General features: G+C 43.0%; 13 protein-coding genes. 12 read left to right on the plus strand and 1 reads right to left on the minus strand.

Annotation, left to right across the window (positions count from 1 at the left end; genetic code table 11):
• Positions 1-6: 6 nt before the first annotated feature.
• Complete coding sequence (locus ADH92_RS05990; protein ID WP_023918925.1) at positions 7-867, minus strand: helix-turn-helix domain-containing protein; 861 nt, start codon at positions 865-867, stop codon at positions 7-9.
• Between the two features lie 196 nt (positions 868-1,063).
• On the opposite strand from ADH92_RS05990, the gene ADH92_RS05995 reads away from it, so the two are divergent.
• The 12 genes from ADH92_RS05995 to ADH92_RS06050 all read left to right on the plus strand — a co-directional run bounded on the left by ADH92_RS05995 (position 1,064) and on the right by ADH92_RS06050 (position 17,294).
• Positions 1,064-1,603: a YceD family protein gene (locus tag ADH92_RS05995; RefSeq protein WP_023918923.1), complete on the plus strand. Its 540-nt coding sequence runs from the start codon at positions 1,064-1,066 to the stop codon at positions 1,601-1,603.
• 124 nt (positions 1,604-1,727) lie between these two features.
• Entirely contained in the window at positions 1,728-3,206 is a 1,479-nt protein-coding gene (locus ADH92_RS06000) for a flotillin family protein (RefSeq protein WP_003005145.1), read from the plus strand.
• Between the two features lie 169 nt (positions 3,207-3,375).
• A complete protein-coding gene (gene gndA, locus ADH92_RS06005) occupies positions 3,376-4,800 on the plus strand; it encodes an NADP-dependent phosphogluconate dehydrogenase (protein WP_003004949.1) in 1,425 nt (474 codons plus the stop codon).
• 9 nt (positions 4,801-4,809) lie between these two features.
• Positions 4,810-5,508 (plus strand): response regulator transcription factor, encoded by a 699-nt coding sequence (locus tag ADH92_RS06010; protein WP_049492430.1) that lies wholly within the window; start codon positions 4,810-4,812, stop codon positions 5,506-5,508.
• 236 nt (positions 5,509-5,744) lie between these two features.
• Positions 5,745-7,937, plus strand: coding sequence for a PTS transporter subunit IIBC (locus ADH92_RS06015; protein WP_037608409.1), 2,193 nt, complete (start codon positions 5,745-5,747; stop codon positions 7,935-7,937).
• An 85-nt stretch (positions 7,938-8,022) separates the two neighbouring features.
• The gene (locus ADH92_RS06020; RefSeq protein ID WP_049474028.1) at positions 8,023-8,835 is read left to right on the plus strand and encodes an endonuclease/exonuclease/phosphatase family protein; all 813 of its coding nucleotides are present in this window, start codon (positions 8,023-8,025) and stop codon (positions 8,833-8,835) included.
• Between the two features lie 164 nt (positions 8,836-8,999).
• Positions 9,000-9,473, plus strand: a complete 474-nt coding sequence (gene nrdR / locus ADH92_RS06025; RefSeq protein ID WP_003005476.1) for a transcriptional regulator NrdR — start codon at positions 9,000-9,002, stop codon at positions 9,471-9,473.
• Positions 9,474-10,652 (plus strand): replication initiation and membrane attachment family protein, encoded by a 1,179-nt coding sequence (locus ADH92_RS06030; protein WP_049497788.1) that lies wholly within the window; start codon positions 9,474-9,476, stop codon positions 10,650-10,652.
• A complete protein-coding gene (dnaI, locus tag ADH92_RS06035) occupies positions 10,653-11,552 on the plus strand; it encodes a primosomal protein DnaI (RefSeq protein ID WP_003008404.1) in 900 nt (299 codons plus the stop codon).
• The gene (locus ADH92_RS06040) at positions 11,549-12,262 is read left to right on the plus strand and encodes a nitroreductase family protein (protein WP_049497789.1); all 714 of its coding nucleotides are present in this window, start codon (positions 11,549-11,551) and stop codon (positions 12,260-12,262) included. The genes dnaI and ADH92_RS06040 overlap by 4 nt, the downstream gene beginning before the upstream one ends.
• A 57-nt stretch (positions 12,263-12,319) precedes the next feature.
• Positions 12,320-13,630 (plus strand): ribosome biogenesis GTPase Der, encoded by a 1,311-nt coding sequence (gene der / locus ADH92_RS06045; RefSeq protein ID WP_031575509.1) that lies wholly within the window; start codon positions 12,320-12,322, stop codon positions 13,628-13,630.
• A gap of 565 nt (positions 13,631-14,195) precedes the next feature.
• Positions 14,196-17,294 carry a pilus expression-regulating Snf2 family helicase gene (locus ADH92_RS06050; protein WP_049497790.1) on the plus strand — a complete coding sequence of 1,033 codons (3,099 nt, stop codon included), beginning with the start codon at positions 14,196-14,198 and terminating at the stop codon, positions 17,292-17,294.
• Position 17,295: the final 1 nt, after the last annotated feature.

Consider the following 17,295-nt stretch of genomic DNA (forward strand, 5'->3'; position numbering starts at 1 on the left):
GAGTTTTTAGGATTTATTGATCAGTTCTTGCAGGCCCTGTTTGTAGTAGTTGGCACTGTCCTTACAATCAAGAATGGATAGGACCTGGATGGCCTGTTCCATCTTTTCAAGACCGATTTCTTTTTCTCCCTTTCGATAGAGAAATTCTCCTTTGGCGTAGAGATAAACCGTCCGAAGGTAGGCTTCGTTCTCAGAGTAAAAGTGGTCGTTAATTAGGTGATCAAAAAAAGATGCATCTTCAAATTCATTTGAACTAATGGCGAGAAAGAAGCCATTAAGAAAAATAGAGTTAAGGGCAGAACGAGAAGAGTCTAGGAGAAGCTTGAAATCCTCCCTTTGGACCAACTCCTCTGTGTATTGGCGATAGAGGCGACTAGAGAAAAGTGGAGAGGTCAGAGAAAACAGGTTTAATTCAAAATTTCCCCAGATTGTGACAGAGAAGAGATAATCATGGAGGAAATCCAGTTCCTCTTGGCTAGCGGTGAGCTCCACCTCAGGATAGAAGCCAAGCATTTGGACTTTGAGAATAATGCTGGCTAAGAGGTCTTCTTTTTTCTGATGTTTCTGATAGGCTAGCTGGTAAGTTTGGTACAAGGCTTGGTCGTGTTCCAAGCTCATGTTTTCATAGTGCTCTTTCAACAATTTGGGAATAAAAGAGTGCTGATCGATTCCAGCTAGATGGGAAAACTCACTGAGGCTGGTTTTGATCTGTTGAAGGGCCTGAAAAAAACGTTGCGTGGTCAGGTCATTTTCCCCTCTTTCAAATCGAGATAGCATGGAGCGTGAAAATTCGCCACCCGTAGCCTCCTCTAAAGAGATGTGGCGACTTTCACGTATTTGCCGAAAAACTGCTCCGATATCTTTCATGAATTCTCCTCTATCTAACAATGCCCTAGCAAGTGACTCTCTTTTGTCCAAGAGATGGTGGGACCTTGTGTACAACACCAATTGCCTAGTTTCTGTATCTTTTTTCATGATTATAACAAATTTTTGAGGAGACTTCTTGGTTGAGGGGCAGCTTCATGATATACTAGTAGTATCTAGAAGATTTGAGGACAAAAGAATGAACCTATTTACACAAGAAATCCGTAAAAATCCTGAAGGACTAGCTTTTGATCAAGAGTTGGATTTGCTCAAGGAATTGCAAAAGCGTAATCCAGAAATTCTTGATTTAAAGAATGTGACAGCGGCAGGACGAGTAGCCTATGATACAGGCCTCTATGTCTTGGATTACCAGTTGACCTACACCATCGTTTTGGCATCTAGCCGAAGCATGGAGCCTGTTGAGCTTCAAGAGAGCTATCCTGTAACAGAGGTGTTTGCGGAGGATGTACAGTCTGACGCAGATATCGAGGCCCTAGAGGAAGACTTGATCCTTCCAATCGAAGGTGGGAAGATTGACCTGAGTGAGAGTGTAGCGGATAATATTCTGCTCAATATTCCTCTCAAGGTTCTCACTCCAGAAGAAGAGGCTGGACAAGGTTTTATCGAAGGCAATGATTGGAAAATCCTGTCCGAAGAAGAATACCAAGCCGCTCAAGCGATCAAGAAAGAAGAAAACAGTCCTTTCGCTGGTCTAAATGGCTTGTTTGACGAAGAATAAGCTAGAGATTGCATTTGATAAATTTAGACATAAATACAGGTCTTTTCTTTGAGGAAAGGCCTTCTTTTGATATACTAGGATTAATAAATAACAGAGGGGAGACCTCTAAAAAAGGAGAAAAAGTATGGATACTTTATTTATTCCAGGTTGGTTGATTACCGGCCTAATAGTCGCAGTTATTATTTTGATTTTGCTTGTTAAAGGTTATGTGAACGCTAAACCCAACGAAGTCGTGGTCATTACCGGTCTTCGGAAGCAACGTCACTTGCGTGGGAAAGCTGGCTTTATGATTCCCTTTGTCGAACAACGCTCTTATCTTGATATTGAGCAATTCTCGACAGATGTTCGGACGTCAGAAGCAGTCCCAACATTGGACTTCATTAACGTCCGTGCCGATGCAGCTGTTAAATTAAAAATCGGTACAACCGATGAAATGATTGCCCGGGCTGCAGAAAACTTCTTGAACTGGAATACGACAGATATTTCCAATTCTGTCCAAGATGTCTTGGAAGGAAACTTGCGGGAAGTGATCGGTCAGATGGAGCTCCGTAAGATGGTCAATGACCGTCAAGAGTTTGCCTCAAAAGTGCAGGACAACGTAGCACCAGACTTGGCAAAAATGGGTCTAGAAGTCATCGCCTTTACGGTTCAATCCTTCTCTGATGAAGGGGGAGTCATCGATAACCTCGGGATTGAAAATGTTGAAACCATTAAGAAAGATGCCTTGATTGCCAAAGCCAAAGCAGAACGTGAACGCAAGGAAGTCGAAGCAGAACAAGATAAATTGGCTAACGACAAACGCGTCGCTGCCGATCTTGAAATTGCGCAAAAACAAAATGAACTGAAACTCAAACAAGCAGCCCTCAAGCAAGAAGCAGACATTGCCCAAGCAAAAGCAGATGCCGCTAAAGGAATTGAGGCAGAAGTGCAACGTCGTGAACAAGAGCGCGTGGCAGCCGAAGCCAATATCATGAAACAGGAAAAAGAAGCGGAAGTCAAAGAGCGCGAAGTTAAGGTTCGTGAGCAAGAATTGGATGCCAACATCCGCAAACAAGCTGAAGCTGAAAAATATGCGCGTCAACAAGCTGCAGAAGCAGAATTGATCGAACGCCAACGCAAGGCCGAAGCTGAACTCTTCGAAACACAAAAAGAAGCCGAAGCTCGGAAAGCCCAAGCCGAAGCTGAGAAATTTGCCCAATTGCAAGAGGCCGAAGCTATTGAAGCCAAAGGTCGTGCCGAGGCTGAAGCTATTCGCTTGAAACTGGAAGCCGAAGCCAAAGGTTTGGACCAAAAGGCCGAAGCCATGAAGAAAATGCAAGAAGCAGCCATTACTGAAATGGTCGTTGACAAGTTGCCTGAAATTGCGCGTGCTGTCGCAGAACCATTAACCAAGGTTGATAAGATCACCATGTACGGGGAAGGCAATGCTTCTAAGATGGTGGGCGATATTATGCAAAGTATCGACCAAGTCTCTCAAGGAGCCGGATTTGATATTCGTCAATTGCTAGCAGGAGCCCTTGGGGTCAATATGACGGTCAATAAACTCAAAGAAGGAGAACAACCGGTCATTGAAGCAGAGGAGTTAGCTTCTAAAGAAGATTAATGCCATTCATCAAGAAGTGTCTGAGAACTGTTTCTCGGGCACTTTTGTTTTTAAGATCAAATGATTTGCATGATCTTCTCCCTCTTAGAGAAGGTGGGAAGCTATTTTCTGCTTTCTTTTGAGGAGGAAAAATGGTAGAATAAAGGCAAACTATAAAGAGGAGTGTCACATGACTAAAGCAAACTTTGGTGTTGTTGGTATGGCCGTAATGGGTCGTAACCTTGCCCTTAATATCGAATCTCGTGGCTACACAGTTGCCATTTATAACCGTAGTAAAGAAAAAACAGAAGATGTAATTGCTTGCCATCCTGATAAAAACTTTGTGCCAAGCTATGATATCGAAAGCTTCGTAAACTCTATCGAAAAACCACGTCGTATCATGCTCATGGTTCAAGCCGGACCTGGTACAGACGCAACCATCCAAGCCCTTCTTCCACACTTGGACAAAGGTGATATCTTGATCGACGGAGGAAACACTTTCTATAAAGATACCATCCGTCGTAATGAAGAATTGGCGAACTCAGGAATCAACTTTATTGGTACTGGTGTATCTGGTGGGGAAAAAGGTGCCCTTGAAGGTCCTTCAATCATGCCTGGTGGGCAAAAAGAAGCGTATGACTTGGTAGCAGACGTTCTTGAAGAAATCTCTGCAAAAGCGCCTGAAGATGGAAAACCATGTGTGACTTACATCGGTCCTGATGGAGCTGGTCACTACGTGAAAATGGTCCACAACGGTATCGAGTACGGGGATATGCAATTGATCGCAGAAAGCTATGACCTCATGCAACACTTGCTTGGTCTTTCTGCAGAAGACATGGCTGAAATCTTCACTGAATGGAACAAGGGTGAATTGGACAGCTACTTGATCGAAATCACTGCTGATATCTTGAAACGCAAAGACGACGAAGGTCAAGATGGACCAATCGTAGACTACATCTTGGACGCTGCAGGAAACAAAGGAACTGGTAAATGGACTAGCCAATCAGCGCTTGACCTTGGTGTGCCGTTGTCACTCATCACTGAGTCAGTATTTGCCCGTTACATCTCTGCCTACAAAGAAGAACGTGTACATGCTAGCAAGGTTCTTCCAAAACCAGCTGCATTCAAATTTGAAGGAGACAAGGCTGAGTTGATCGAAAAGATTCGTCAAGCCCTTTACTTCTCAAAAATCATCTCTTACGCACAAGGTTTTGCGCAATTGCGTGTTGCTTCTAAAGAAAACAACTGGAACTTGCCATTTGCAGACATCGCATCTATCTGGCGCGATGGATGTATCATCCGTTCTCGTTTCTTGCAAAAGATCACAGATGCTTACAACCGCGATGCAGATCTTGCTAACCTTCTATTGGATGAGTACTTCTTAGATGTTACTGCTAAGTACCAACAATCAGTTCGGGATATCGTAGCTCTTGCTGTTCAAGCTGGTGTGCCTGTACCAACCTTCTCAGCAGCCATCACTTACTTCGATAGCTACCGTTCAGCGGATCTTCCAGCAAACTTGATCCAAGCACAACGTGACTACTTTGGTGCTCACACTTACCAACGTAAAGACAAAGAAGGTACCTTCCACTATTCTTGGTACGACGAAAAATAATCTTGCTCTATGGTCAAACGAGTTCTACTAGTAGAAAATGAGAAGCAAATCGCTCGCTTCATTGATTTGGAACTTCAAAAAGAGGGGTATCAAGTTGATGTGGTCGAGGATGGAAAAGCGGGTCTGGCCTTAATTGCTGCGACTAAATATGATCTGATCTTGTTTAATTACGATTTGTCAGATATGTCTGGTGAAACATTCGCAGAGGAAATCAGTCGGATTCGCCCAGCTTCTGTTTTGATTGTTTTGGATAGCCGCGAAAAAATTGCTGAGCACAAAGAGAGTATTCAGCGCTTTGCCGTTTCCTATATGGTTAAACCCTTTATTATCAGCGATTTGGTAGATAAGATCACAGCCATTTTTAGAGGACGTGATTATATTGACCAACATTGTAGCCAGATGAAAATCCCAACATCATACCGCAATTTGCGCATTGATGTGGAACACCATACCGTCTATCGTGGGAAAGACATGATTAGTTTAACCCGCAGAGAGTATGATCTCTTAGCGACTCTGATGGGAAGCAAAGGGGTGGTGACACGAGATCAGTTGTTGGAAAGTGTCTGGAAGTACGAGAGTACAGGTGAGACTAATATTGTGGACGTCTATATCCGTTATCTCCGTGGGAAAATTGATCTACCCGGTCAAAAAAGCTATATTAAGACCGTTCGTGGGATTGGCTATGCCATGCAAGACACATTAGAATAAAATATTCGAACCCTTAGAGGGTTCGAATATTTTTATGACTCAAGGGAAACGTTTGCGTTTGGAAAGGATGGGTTTTAAAAAGGATTTGGCTAAAAAAAGATAAAAAAAGATAAAATTTAGAGAAAAAAATGAATGTAAGGCTTTACAAATTTTTAAAATGTGGTATACTAGAAACAAATTAAGCGCAAACGTTTTCTTAAAAACAAAAGCCTTAAACAATATAAGGAGGTTGAATGATGAATAAAGGATCATTCAAAAGTTTATTTAGCTTTGAATTCTGGCAGAAGTTTGGTAAGGCCTTGATGGTCGTTATCGCTGTCATGCCAGCTGCTGGGTTGATGATTTCAATCGGGAAATCAATCCCTATGATCAACCCGAATTTATCTCCACTTGTTATTACAGGTGGGATTCTCGAACAAATCGGTTGGGGGGTTATCGGTAACCTTCACATCCTCTTTGCACTCGCTATCGGTGGTAGCTGGGCCAAAGAGCGTGCTGGGGGTGCCTTTGCGGCTGGTCTCTCTTTCATCTTGATTAACCGTATTACCGGTGCAGTTTTTGGAGTTACATCTGCAATGTTGGCTGATAAGGATGCTACCGTTCATACGATCTTAGGTGGATCAATTAAAGTTGCAGACTACTTCATTAGTGTCCTTGAAGCACCGGCACTTAATATGGGGGTGTTTGTAGGGATTATCTCAGGTTTTGTTGGAGCAACTGCTTTCAATAAATACTATAACTACCGTAAACTCCCAGAAGCCCTTTCTTTCTTTAACGGGAAGCGCTTTGTCCCATTCGTTGTTATCGTTCGTTCAGCTCTTACAGCCTTGGTTTTGGCAGCCTTGTGGCCAGTGGTTCAATCAGGAATTAATGGATTCGGTGTCTGGATCGCCAACTCACAATCAACAGCTCCAGTATTGGCACCATTCTTGTTTGGTACCTTGGAACGTCTTCTCTTGCCGTTTGGTCTTCACCACATGTTGACCATTCCAATCAACTATACTCAATTGGGTGGTAGCTACCAAGTTCTTACAGGTGCTGCCAAAGGAACAACTGTATTTGGACAAGATCCACTTTGGTTGGCTTGGGTAACAGACCTTGTTAACTTGAAGAAGGCAGATCCTAGCCAATACCAACACTTGCTTCATGCGTACACACCAGCTCGTTTCAAAGTTGGTCAAATGATTGGATCATTTGGTATCTTGATGGGGGTTGTAGTTGCTATCTATCGCAATGTTGACCCAGATAAGAAAGAAAAATACAAAGGGATGCTTTTTGCAACTGCCCTTGCTACATTCTTGACAGGTGTTACTGAACCAATTGAATACATGTTCATGTTCATTGCAACACCTTTATACCTAATCTATGCCTTTGTTCAAGGAGCTGCCTTTGCAATGGCTGACTTGGTTCACCTTCGTGTCCACTCATTCGGTTCAATCGAGTTCTTGACACGTACCCCAATGGCCATCAACGCTGGTTTGGCTTTAGATATCTTTAACTTTGTATGGGTAACAGTCCTCTTTGCCTTTATCATGTACTTCATTGCTAACTTCATGATTAAGAAATTCAATTATGCAACTCCAGGACGTAACGGTAACTATGAACAAAATGATGACGCCCCTGCAGGAGATGGTGCAGCAGCAGGTGCTGCTACAAGCTCAGCAAGCTCACAAGTCATTAACATCATCAACCTTCTTGGTGGACGTGCCAATATCGTAGACGTTGACGCATGTATGACTCGTCTTCGTGTAACCGTTAAGGACGCTGAAAAAGTCGGAACAGAAGAACAATGGAAAGCTGAAGGCGCTATGGGTCTTGTCATGAAAGGACAAGGTGTCCAAGCAATCTACGGACCTAAAGCTGACGTATTGAAATCTGATATCCAAGACGTTCTTGATTCGGGTGAAGTTATTCCTGAAACACTTCCTAGCCAAATGACAGCAGTTCAAAAAGCTGAAGCAACCTTTAAAGGGGTAACTGATGAAGTGCATTCCGTTGCAGATGGTGAAGTGATCAACATCGAAGATGTGAAAGATCCTGTATTCTCACAAAAAATGATGGGTGACGGATTTGCGGTTGAGCCTGAAAATGGCCACATCGTTTCACCAGTTGCTGGTAAAGTTACTAGCGTCTTCCCAACCAAACATGCCCTTGGTTTGGTAACAGATAATGGTTTGGAAGTCTTGGTTCACATCGGTCTAGATACTGTTAGTCTTGAAGGAAAACCATTTGAGGTTAAAGTTTCTGAAGGTCAAACAGTGGCTGCTGGAGACCTCTTGGTAGAAGCAGACCTTGATGCGATCCGTGCAGCTGGTCGTGAAACTTCAACAATTGTTGTCTTCACAAATGCAGATGCGATTAAATCCGTTAAGGTCGAACATACTGGTAAATTGGCAGCAAATGCGCCAGTTGCAACAGTAGAATTATAAGAGACGTCGGCAAAGAAAATGAGGTTGGGGCAGTGCACCCGGCCTCTTGCCGTTTCTTGATTTGGAGAGAAGGAGAAATCAGGGGATGAAATTTTTAACATTAAATTCCCATAGTTGGATGGAAGAGAATGCTCAGCAAAAATTTGAAACCCTCAAGGAACAAATTTTAGAAGCGCAATATGATGTGATCTGTTTCCAAGAGGTCAATCAAGAAATGGCCTCAGAAACAGTCGAAACAGATGAGTATTATCAAGCTTTGCCATCATCTGTAGCGATTCACAAGGATCACTTTGTTCGCGTATTGGTAGAAGAGTTAGCTGCTCATGGACTCCACTATTATTGGACTTGGGCCTACAACCATATTGGCTATGATCACCTCAATGAGGGTGTGGCCGTTCTTTCGCGTCAACCCTTGAAGGCGGATGAGATTTTGGTATCCAATATGGATGATCCAACGGACTACCATACTCGTCGAGTAGCCGTTGCCCATACAAGTGTAGATGGCAAAGAGATTGCTGTTGCCAGCGTCCATCTTTCTTGGTGGGACAAAGGTTTCCAATTTGAGTGGCCACGCATTGAGAACTACTTCAGCCAAGTAGGCAAACCTTTTATTCTAGCTGGTGATTTCAATAATCCTGCTGGTCAAGAAGGGTATGAAACGATTCTATCCAGTTCGCTAAAACTTCAAGATAGTTTTATCGAAGCCAAAGAAACAAAGGGGACTTATACTGTAGGTCCTGGAATCGATGGCTGGACGGATAATCAAGTTCCATTGCGAATCGATTACGTCTTTGCAAGTCCAGAATGGGACATCCAGCGTCTACATGTCATTTTTGATGATCAAAACAAACCCCATGTCAGTGATCACTATGGCTTAGAAGCTGAATTATCACTTTAATATAAATGGAGAGTCGAAAGGAAAACGATTTTATTCAATCGTCCTTCGACTCTTTTTTATGGATCAATGAGGAGCAAGCATAGGGGATTCTCCTGTTCTTCTGCTTTCTTTACGATTCAATTTATGGTAAAATGAAGTGTTAAAACAGTTTAAGGAGGTAGCAAATGCGTTGTCCAAAATGTGGTGGAAGTAAGTCTAGTGTGGTGGATAGTCGACAAGCTGAAGATGGGAACACCATCCGTCGTCGCAGGGAATGCGAAGAATGCCATTATCGCTTTACTACCTACGAACGAGTGGAAGAGCGGACTCTAGTGGTCGTCAAAAAGGATGGGACACGCGAGCAATTTTCTCGTGATAAAATCTTTAATGGTATTATCCGCTCAGCTCAAAAACGGCCTGTTTCTAGTGACGAAATCGAAGAAATTGTAAACCGGATTGAACAAAAGGTTCGCAGCCAAAGTGATAATGAAATCAACAGTGAGTATATTGGTTCGTTGGTCATGGATGAGTTAGCAGATCTAGATGAGATCACCTATGTCCGTTTTGCTAGTGTTTACCGGAGTTTCAAGGATGTCGGTGAGTTAGAGACCCTCTTGAAACAAATTACGAAGGGAACCAAGAAGAAAAAGGAAAAATAGATGAAGCCCAATACGCCTTTCGCATTTTTAAAAAATAATCTTCTTCCACCGGCAGGGGCTGCATTGGAGCAGTATTACCTGCCTATTTTGGAGGTGGAAACGGTAACGGTTTATCGTTATCTGCTGGCCTCTTATGATCAGGGTGAAAAACAATATTTACTGGCTCAAATCCTCAATCATTTGAATATAGGATTTTCACAATTGCTACTAGCCTTTGATCGTTTAATTGCTATGGGTTTGCTCGATCTCTATGAGGAAGAAGTTGGGATCACCATTCAGTTACATGCTCCTCTTGAGGCAGAACAATTTTTTTCGAATGCTGTTTTCAAACGCTTGCTTGAAAAGAAAATTGGGGAAAAGGCCGTGGAGGATCTGCTCCCAGCACGCTCTTTAGGGACTAGACGGCAAGTTTCCTTCTCGCAAGTCTTTGGACTAGATGCTGGGGAGGCGACCGTTCTTCCAAGTAAGAAACAGCAGTTTGATATGGAGATGTTTAAACGGATGATGGGGCGTGATGGACTTCGTTTTGCGGATGAAGGAGAAGCAACTCTTGCCCTCTTTGCCATCGCAGAAGAGCAGCAATGGACCTGGTATGAAACTTATCTCCTGGCGAAAGAAACAGCTGTAGACCGTACCGTCTCTCCAAAGAGAATGAAACAAAAATTAGCTCAGGCTAGCCAAGAGCAACCCCGCATGTCCTATAGCCGTCAGGAAGAAACTATTCTGAGGGAAGCTAAGGCAAAATCCAGCCTACAATTTCTAGCGGAGATTAAGAAGGCGCGCAATGCGACCATTACGCAGAGCGAACGCAAGACTTTATCCAAGTTAGCTGATCTAGGCTTATTAGATGAGGTGATCAATATCATCTTATTGTTGACCTTTAATAAGACCCAGTCTGCTAATCTCAATGAAAAGTATGCTTTGAAGGTGGGAAATGATTTTTCTTATCAAGGGGTCAACAGTGCAGAACTAGCGATTTTAAAAGTTCGAGAACGCCAGGAACAAGCTAAAGCTCAAGGAAACAAGGGGACGAGTCCTACATCAGCTAAGGGCAAGAACAGCAATGTTCCCAAGTGGAGCCAACCAAACTATCAAAATCAAACCAGTCAAGCAGAAAAGGTGGATCTTGCTAAAGAGAAACAACGCCTATTAGAAAAACTGAATCAAGGAGGTGAGTAGATGGAAAGTGTAGGTCAAACCATGTCTCACATGAACCGTGCGCGTCAATTTAACTATGAGGATTTGGTCGCACAGATCTTGGCAGACCAAGAAGTTGCTGCCTTTATCAAGGACCAGTCTTTGTCTGAACAAGAAATTCGACGGAGTATTTCAAAATTTAATCAATACATTAGTGAACGCAACCGTTTCTTATTGGGAGATCCGGATTATATTGCCAAAGGTTATAAGCCCATCCTCACCATGAATGAAGGCTATGCGGATGTCGCTTATGAGGAAACGCCAGAGTTAATCGAAGCCCAAAAACGAGCTGCGATCAACCAACGTCTCAACTTGATCAATCTCCCTTCAACCTTGAAAGAAGCGAGTCTAGCCAAGGTAGAACTCGATGATAAGGGGCGATTTGAGGCCTTTGAAGAATTAGCTAATTTTGTGGCCAACTATCCTGAATATCAAAAGGGGATCTACCTCTATGGTGATTTCGGAGTAGGAAAGAGCTACATGATGGCAGCCTTGGCTCATGATTTATCCGAAAAACGCCAGGCCTCTACTACCCTACTTCATTTTCCAAGTTTTGCGATCGATGTTAAAAATGCCATCAGTTCAGGCTTGGTCAAAGAAACCGTCGATCAGGTGAAAAAAGCCGAAATTTTAATTCTCGATGATATCGGTGCGGAACAGATGTCAGCCTGGGTGCGAGATGAAATCTTACAAGTGATTTTGCAGCACCGAATGCAGGAAAATCTCCCAACCTTCTTTACTTCTAACTTTAATTTTGAAGAGTTGGAACGTCATTTTGCAGCTTCGCGTAATGGAGATGAAACCTGGCAGGCCAAACGGGTCATGGAGCGCGTGAAATTTTTAGCCAAGGAAATCCATTTGGAAGGAGTCAATCGCCGATGAATGAAACCATCCGTTTAATGAAATCTCATTTTTCTGTTCGCCGTTTTAAGGAAGAAGCCATCAAAGAAGCTGACCTCAAGGAAATTTTATCAGCTGGGCAGATGGCATCAAGTTGGAAAAATTTTCAGTCTTATTCTGTGATTGTGGTCAAAAGCAAGGAAAAGAAAGAAGCCCTCTACGACTTGCTTCCTCAAGAAGCGATTCGCCAATCAGCCGTCTTTCTCCTCTTTGTTGGGGATTTAAACCGTGCTGGAAAAGCTGTCAAACTTCATGAGCAGGATTTCCATCCTGAAGGGGTGGACAACTTACTGATCACCTCAGTGGATGCGGCTCTAGCAGCTCAAAATACACTATTGGCAGCTGAAAGTCTCGGCTATGGTGGAGTGATTATCGGCATGTTGCGCTACTGTTCAGAAGAAGTCGCAGAACTCTTCCGTCTGCCAGACTATACCTATCCGGTTTTTGGGATTGCCCTCGGAGTACCCAACCAGCAACATGCGGTGAAACCACGTTTGCCATTGGAGCAGGTTGCTTTTGAAGAAGAATACCAAGAACAAGACCTATCAGTTGTGACTGCCTATGACAAGGTTCAGGCAGATTATGCTGGAGCGCGTGCAACCGACAGCTGGAGCGAGCGCCTTGCAGCTCAATTTGGTCAACCTGAACAAGAAGAGACCAAAAAACTACTAGAAAAACACAAACTATTATGAAATGAAGAGAGGCGTTCTTGAACCGAGGTCTCGCCTTTCATTAGAAAAGAGGAAATCATGGCCCTACCAACTATTGCGATTGTAGGCCGTCCCAATGTCGGAAAATCTACACTCTTTAACCGGATTGCCGGTGAGCGGATTTCCATCGTTGAGGATGTAGAAGGAGTCACTCGTGACCGCATTTATGCAACAGCTGAGTGGTTGAATCGAAAATTTAGTATCATCGATACGGGGGGAATTGATGACGTAGATGCCCCATTTATGGAGCAAATCAAGCATCAGGCAGAAATTGCCATGGACGAAGCAGATGTGATCGTCTTTGTTGTTTCTGGAAAAGAAGGGATCACGGATGCGGATGAATATGTCACACGTATCTTGTATAAGACCCATAAACCGGTTATTCTTGCAGTCAACAAGGTGGATAACCCAGAGATGCGCAATGATATCTATGACTTTTATGCCTTAGGACTGGGCGAGCCACTACCGGTATCCTCTGTCCACGGGATCGGAACTGGGGATGTTCTCGATGCCATCATCGAAAATCTTCCGAATGACACAGAAGAAGAAAATCCAGATATCATCAAATTTAGCTTGATTGGTCGTCCAAATGTTGGGAAATCAAGCTTGATCAATGCGATCCTTGGAGAAGACCGGGTCATCGCAAGCCCTGTTGCTGGAACCACACGGGATGCTATCGATACCCATTTTACCGATGCAGATGGCCAAGAATTTACCATGATCGATACAGCTGGTATGCGCAAATCTGGTAAAATCTATGAAAACACTGAGAAATATTCTGTCATGCGTGCCATGCGTGCCATCGATCGCTCAGATGTGGTTTTGATGGTTATCAATGCCGAAGAAGGGATTCGGGAGTATGACAAGCGGATCGCTGGCTTTGCTCATGAAGCTGGAAAAGGGATGATCATTGTTGTCAATAAATGGGATACTATTGAAAAAGACAACCATACCATGAAGCAGTGGGAAGATGACATTCGCGATCAATTCCAATACCTTTCTTATGCGCCGATTGTTTTTGTCTCTGCCTTAACCAAACAACGCTTGCACAAGTTGCCAGAGATGATCAAACAGATCAGTGAGAGTCAAAATACACGGATTCCTTCAGCTGTCTTGAACGATGTGATTATGGATGCCATTGCCATTAATCCAACGCCGACCGACAAAGGGAAACGCCTCAAGATCTTCTATGCGACACAAGTGGCAACCAAGCCGCCAACTTTTGTGGTCTTTGTTAACGAAGAAGAACTGATGCACTTCTCATACCTCCGTTTCTTGGAGAACCAAATTCGCAAGGCCTTTGTTTTTGAAGGAACTCCAATCCATTTGATTGCTCGAAAACGGAAGTAGGGAATAAGAGACAAATGGATCAAAGTGGAGAAGGATATTTCAAATGATAAAACGCTCATTCTTCCAACTATGAAAATAACTAAAAGTAGCGCATAAGCGTTGCTTTTTTTAATAAGCTGGTAAAATGAAGTGGAGGATAGTCAGATGCGTAGTATCATGGTCCGGATATTCTTTATTCCTTATGCTTTTTTTAAGGATGAGTAGAGTAAACTCATGAACATCATGAGAGCTTTAGGTTTGTGTACTTATTATTTAAAATCTATCTGTATCTCCTGTTTCTCGGTTCGATCGTAAGCTTGGAGCTCTTGATCCTATTGCTGGGGATTTTATTAAAAAATAAGGTCGTGTTTTTTCTTTTCTCTATGAGCAATCGGGATTTTGCTATTCCCGTTGTTTAGCTATTCGATCAAACAGTTAACAGATAGATATTAGGGATAGCTGTTTGAACTGAGAGCGTTACGAAATCAGGTAAAAAACGGGCTAAAATCCTTTCAAGATGATGACTATTTTTTCTAATTTTTGCTTAAATATGGTATAATAAAGGGATTAATCTAAGGTGGTAAACATGGCAAAATTAATTCCTGGGAAGGTTCGTTCACAAGGGAGCCTTCTCTATGAAGCTGGGAAGGTTTCCCTTCAGGAAGTAAAAGAAAAATACCTATATTTTCGGGTGGAAGAAGAAAGCTTGCGGTACAGTTTGGACGACGATGCTGTTTTTTGTAGCTGTGCTTTCTTTCAAAAGAAAAAATTCTGTACACATCTAGCAGCTGTGGAAGCTTTTTTGAAGAATGATGACAGTGGGAAAGCAGCTCTTACAAGCCTTGAAGAAGATGCCACGGCGACTGAAGAAACGCAGGAGAAGGTCTCTTTTGGAAGTTTGTTTTTAGACCAGGTCCTTCCAAAAATCGAAAAGAAAGAAACTCGCTATGTCTTATCAGCAGTCGGGCAGGAGGATGAATACTCTGGTCAATTCTTGTGGACCCTTCGCATTCGTCGCTTGCCAGACGAGCGTTCTTATGTGATCAGAGATGTGCTAGCTTTTTTGCAGACCCTTCAGAAAGAAGGCCACTTTGCAATTGGCAAAAGTTACTATGAACCCATTTCTTACTTAGAATTTGATGGGCCTAGTCAGGATGTGATCAATTTCCTACAAGGCTTGGTCACAGATAGTGGCTCGAAAGAGCAAGATTTCTTTCCCAATGCTGGGCGCCATCTTTATTTTCCACCGACTCTCTTTGAAGAAGCTGTAGAATTACTAATGAATTTGGATTCCTTCCTCTTGCAATACAGCTTGTATGATTTTTCTGAAGTCTATTTTCAGGATGTCCATGGGGAGGAAGATCTCTTTCATTTTCAGGTGGAAGACCATGGTGATTTTTACGAATTGATCATTACTGAGCCACAAGTGAAGGTTGTCGAGTCTGCTGTTTACCTGTTTCGAAATGGTGTCTTCTATCACCTGACGCCCCAACAGCGGACCTTATGGAAGGCGATTCAAGACTTACCAATGGATCAAGATCGAAAAAAACGCCTGCATTTTGATCCAACGGATCAGACCAAACTTTCCTATAGTTTAAAAGAGTTCAAAAAACTGGGACAAATAACAGCCCCGACCAGCTTTTTAATCCACGATTTCACTCCGGAATTTCATTTTGATCTAGCACAGGATCAGACTGTATTACTGGATGTTGTCTTTCAATACCAGGATCGTGTGGTGACCACGCGTGAGGAACTTCTCAATCTTCCTTATTCCAGTGATTTCGATAAGGAGCAAGAAGTTTTTTCAACCATGCTAGCAGCAGGTTTTACGGATGATTTTTCTTCCCAAAGAAGTCCTTTATCAAGTGAGCAAATCTATCCATTCTTTCACCAACAGATCCCGACTTTTGAAGCCTTAGGAGAGGTTACCCTCTCTGATAGCCTTTTAGATCTTTATCAAGTGGAGCGTACAAAAATTGATGTTAAAACCAATGGCAGTCTACTGGAGATCGGTTTTGACTTTGAAAGTGTGGATCCAGCCGAAGTGGACCAGGTCCTCAAAGCTCTAGTAGGGCAAAAAGACTATTTTGTCAGCCATACAGGGAAAGTTCTTGTCTTTGATGAAGAAACCAAGAAGATCAGTCGAGCCTTAGCAGATCTGCGGGCGAAAATGAGCAAGGGTGGGAAACTACAAGCCCGCCGGATTGCCGCTTATCAGCTATCTGATTTGTTGGCAGATCAAGACAATGTTCATTTTTCAGAAGACTTTCGAAATTTAGCTCATGATTTGACTCATCCAGAAGACTTCCAACTCCCTCAGATGACAATCCAAGCGACCCTAAGGGATTACCAAGAAACAGGGGTTAAATGGTTCTCCATGTTAAATCATTATGGTTTTGGTGGTATTTTAGCGGATGATATGGGGCTTGGGAAAACCCTGCAGACTATTTCCTTCTTGACCAGTGTCGCAAAAAAAGAAACTAAAATCTTGATTCTAGCTCCATCTAGTCTCATCTACAATTGGAAACAAGAATTTTCAAAATTCGCTCCTCAGATGGAAGTGGCAGTCGTCTATGGTCTCAAGCAGCACCGAGATGAACTCATCGCAACCAATCCACAGGTAGTTATCACTAGTTACGCGTCTTTTCGTCAAGATGTGGAGGAATACCAGAAGAATCAGTATGAGTACTTGATTCTAGATGAAGCCCAGGTCATGAAAAATGCCCAAACCAAGATTGCCCAACACTTACGTGGCTTTGAGGTTCCGCATGTGTTTGCCCTATCTGGGACACCGATTGAAAATCATGTGGGTGAACTCTGGTCCATTTTCCAAATTGTCCTTCCAGGGCTCTTCCCAGCTAAAAGAGAATTTCAAAAATTGAGTCCTGAGACCATTGCACGATTTGTCAAACCTTTTGTCATGAGACGGAAAAAAGATGAAGTGCTCCAAGAATTACCGGACTTGATTGAAACAACCTACCACAATGAGTTGGATGAAAGCCAAAAAACGATCTATTTGGCTCAATTAAAACAAATTCAAGATCGGGTTCGAAGCTCTAGCGAGGAAGAACTAAATCGGAGTAAGGTGGAAATTCTCTCGGGTCTCATGCGCCTTCGCCAAATCTGTGATACCCCCGCCCTCTTTATGGAAGACTATCAGGGAGATAGTGGGAAATTGGAGAGCCTTCGAGATCTTTTGGGTCAAATCAAGGATGGCGAACACCGGGTTTTGATCTTCTCTCAATTTAGAGGCATGCTGGATATCCTAGAGCAGGAGATTGACCAGCTTGGCATGACCTCCTTTAAAATCACAGGTTCTACTCCCGCTAAAGATCGACAAGAAATGACCAATGCTTTTAATGCAGGTGAGCGCCATGCTTTTCTCATTTCTCTGAAGGCTGGAGGGGTTGGATTGAACCTCACTGGTGCCGATACGGTCATCTTAGTCGATTTGTGGTGGAATCCTGCAGTGGAAGACCAGGCTATTGGACGTGCCCATCGAATGGGACAGGAACAAAATGTTGAAGTTTACCGCATGATTACTCGTGGTACGATCGAAGAAAAAATCCAAGAACTACAAGCTTCCAAAAGACACTTGGTCTCAACGATTTTAGACGGAACGGAAACACGATCTAGTTTATCGGTTGAGGAAATTCGTGAGATTCTTGGAATTCAGTCAGAATAGC

It is taken from the genome of Streptococcus parasanguinis, assembly GCF_001073155.1.
GTDB classification, from domain to species: domain Bacteria; phylum Bacillota; class Bacilli; order Lactobacillales; family Streptococcaceae; genus Streptococcus; species Streptococcus parasanguinis_D.

Bases quoted from the DNA above. Each gene is read 5' to 3' on its own strand.
- ADH92_RS06030 (WP_049497788.1), top strand. From the start codon at position 9,474: ATGAAGCCCAATACGCCTTTCGCATTTTTAAAAAATAATCTTCTTCCA.
- ADH92_RS06015 (WP_037608409.1), top strand. From the start codon at position 5,745: ATGAATAAAGGATCATTCAAAAGTTTATTTAGCTTTGAATTCTGGCAG.
- nrdR (WP_003005476.1), top strand. From the start codon at position 9,000: ATGCGTTGTCCAAAATGTGGTGGAAGTAAGTCTAGTGTGGTGGATAGT.
- ADH92_RS06000 (WP_003005145.1), top strand. From the start codon at position 1,728: ATGGATACTTTATTTATTCCAGGTTGGTTGATTACCGGCCTAATAGTC.
- ADH92_RS06050 (WP_049497790.1), top strand. From the start codon at position 14,196: ATGGCAAAATTAATTCCTGGGAAGGTTCGTTCACAAGGGAGCCTTCTC.
- gndA (WP_003004949.1), top strand. From the start codon at position 3,376: ATGACTAAAGCAAACTTTGGTGTTGTTGGTATGGCCGTAATGGGTCGT.
- ADH92_RS06010 (WP_049492430.1), top strand. From the start codon at position 4,810: ATGGTCAAACGAGTTCTACTAGTAGAAAATGAGAAGCAAATCGCTCGC.
- der (WP_031575509.1), top strand. From the start codon at position 12,320: ATGGCCCTACCAACTATTGCGATTGTAGGCCGTCCCAATGTCGGAAAA.
- ADH92_RS06040 (WP_049497789.1), top strand. From the start codon at position 11,549: ATGAATGAAACCATCCGTTTAATGAAATCTCATTTTTCTGTTCGCCGT.
- ADH92_RS05995 (WP_023918923.1), top strand. From the start codon at position 1,064: ATGAACCTATTTACACAAGAAATCCGTAAAAATCCTGAAGGACTAGCT.
- dnaI (WP_003008404.1), top strand. From the start codon at position 10,653: ATGGAAAGTGTAGGTCAAACCATGTCTCACATGAACCGTGCGCGTCAA.
- ADH92_RS06020 (WP_049474028.1), top strand. From the start codon at position 8,023: ATGAAATTTTTAACATTAAATTCCCATAGTTGGATGGAAGAGAATGCT.
- ADH92_RS05990 (WP_023918925.1), bottom strand. From the start codon at position 867: ATGAAAGATATCGGAGCAGTTTTTCGGCAAATACGTGAAAGTCGCCAC.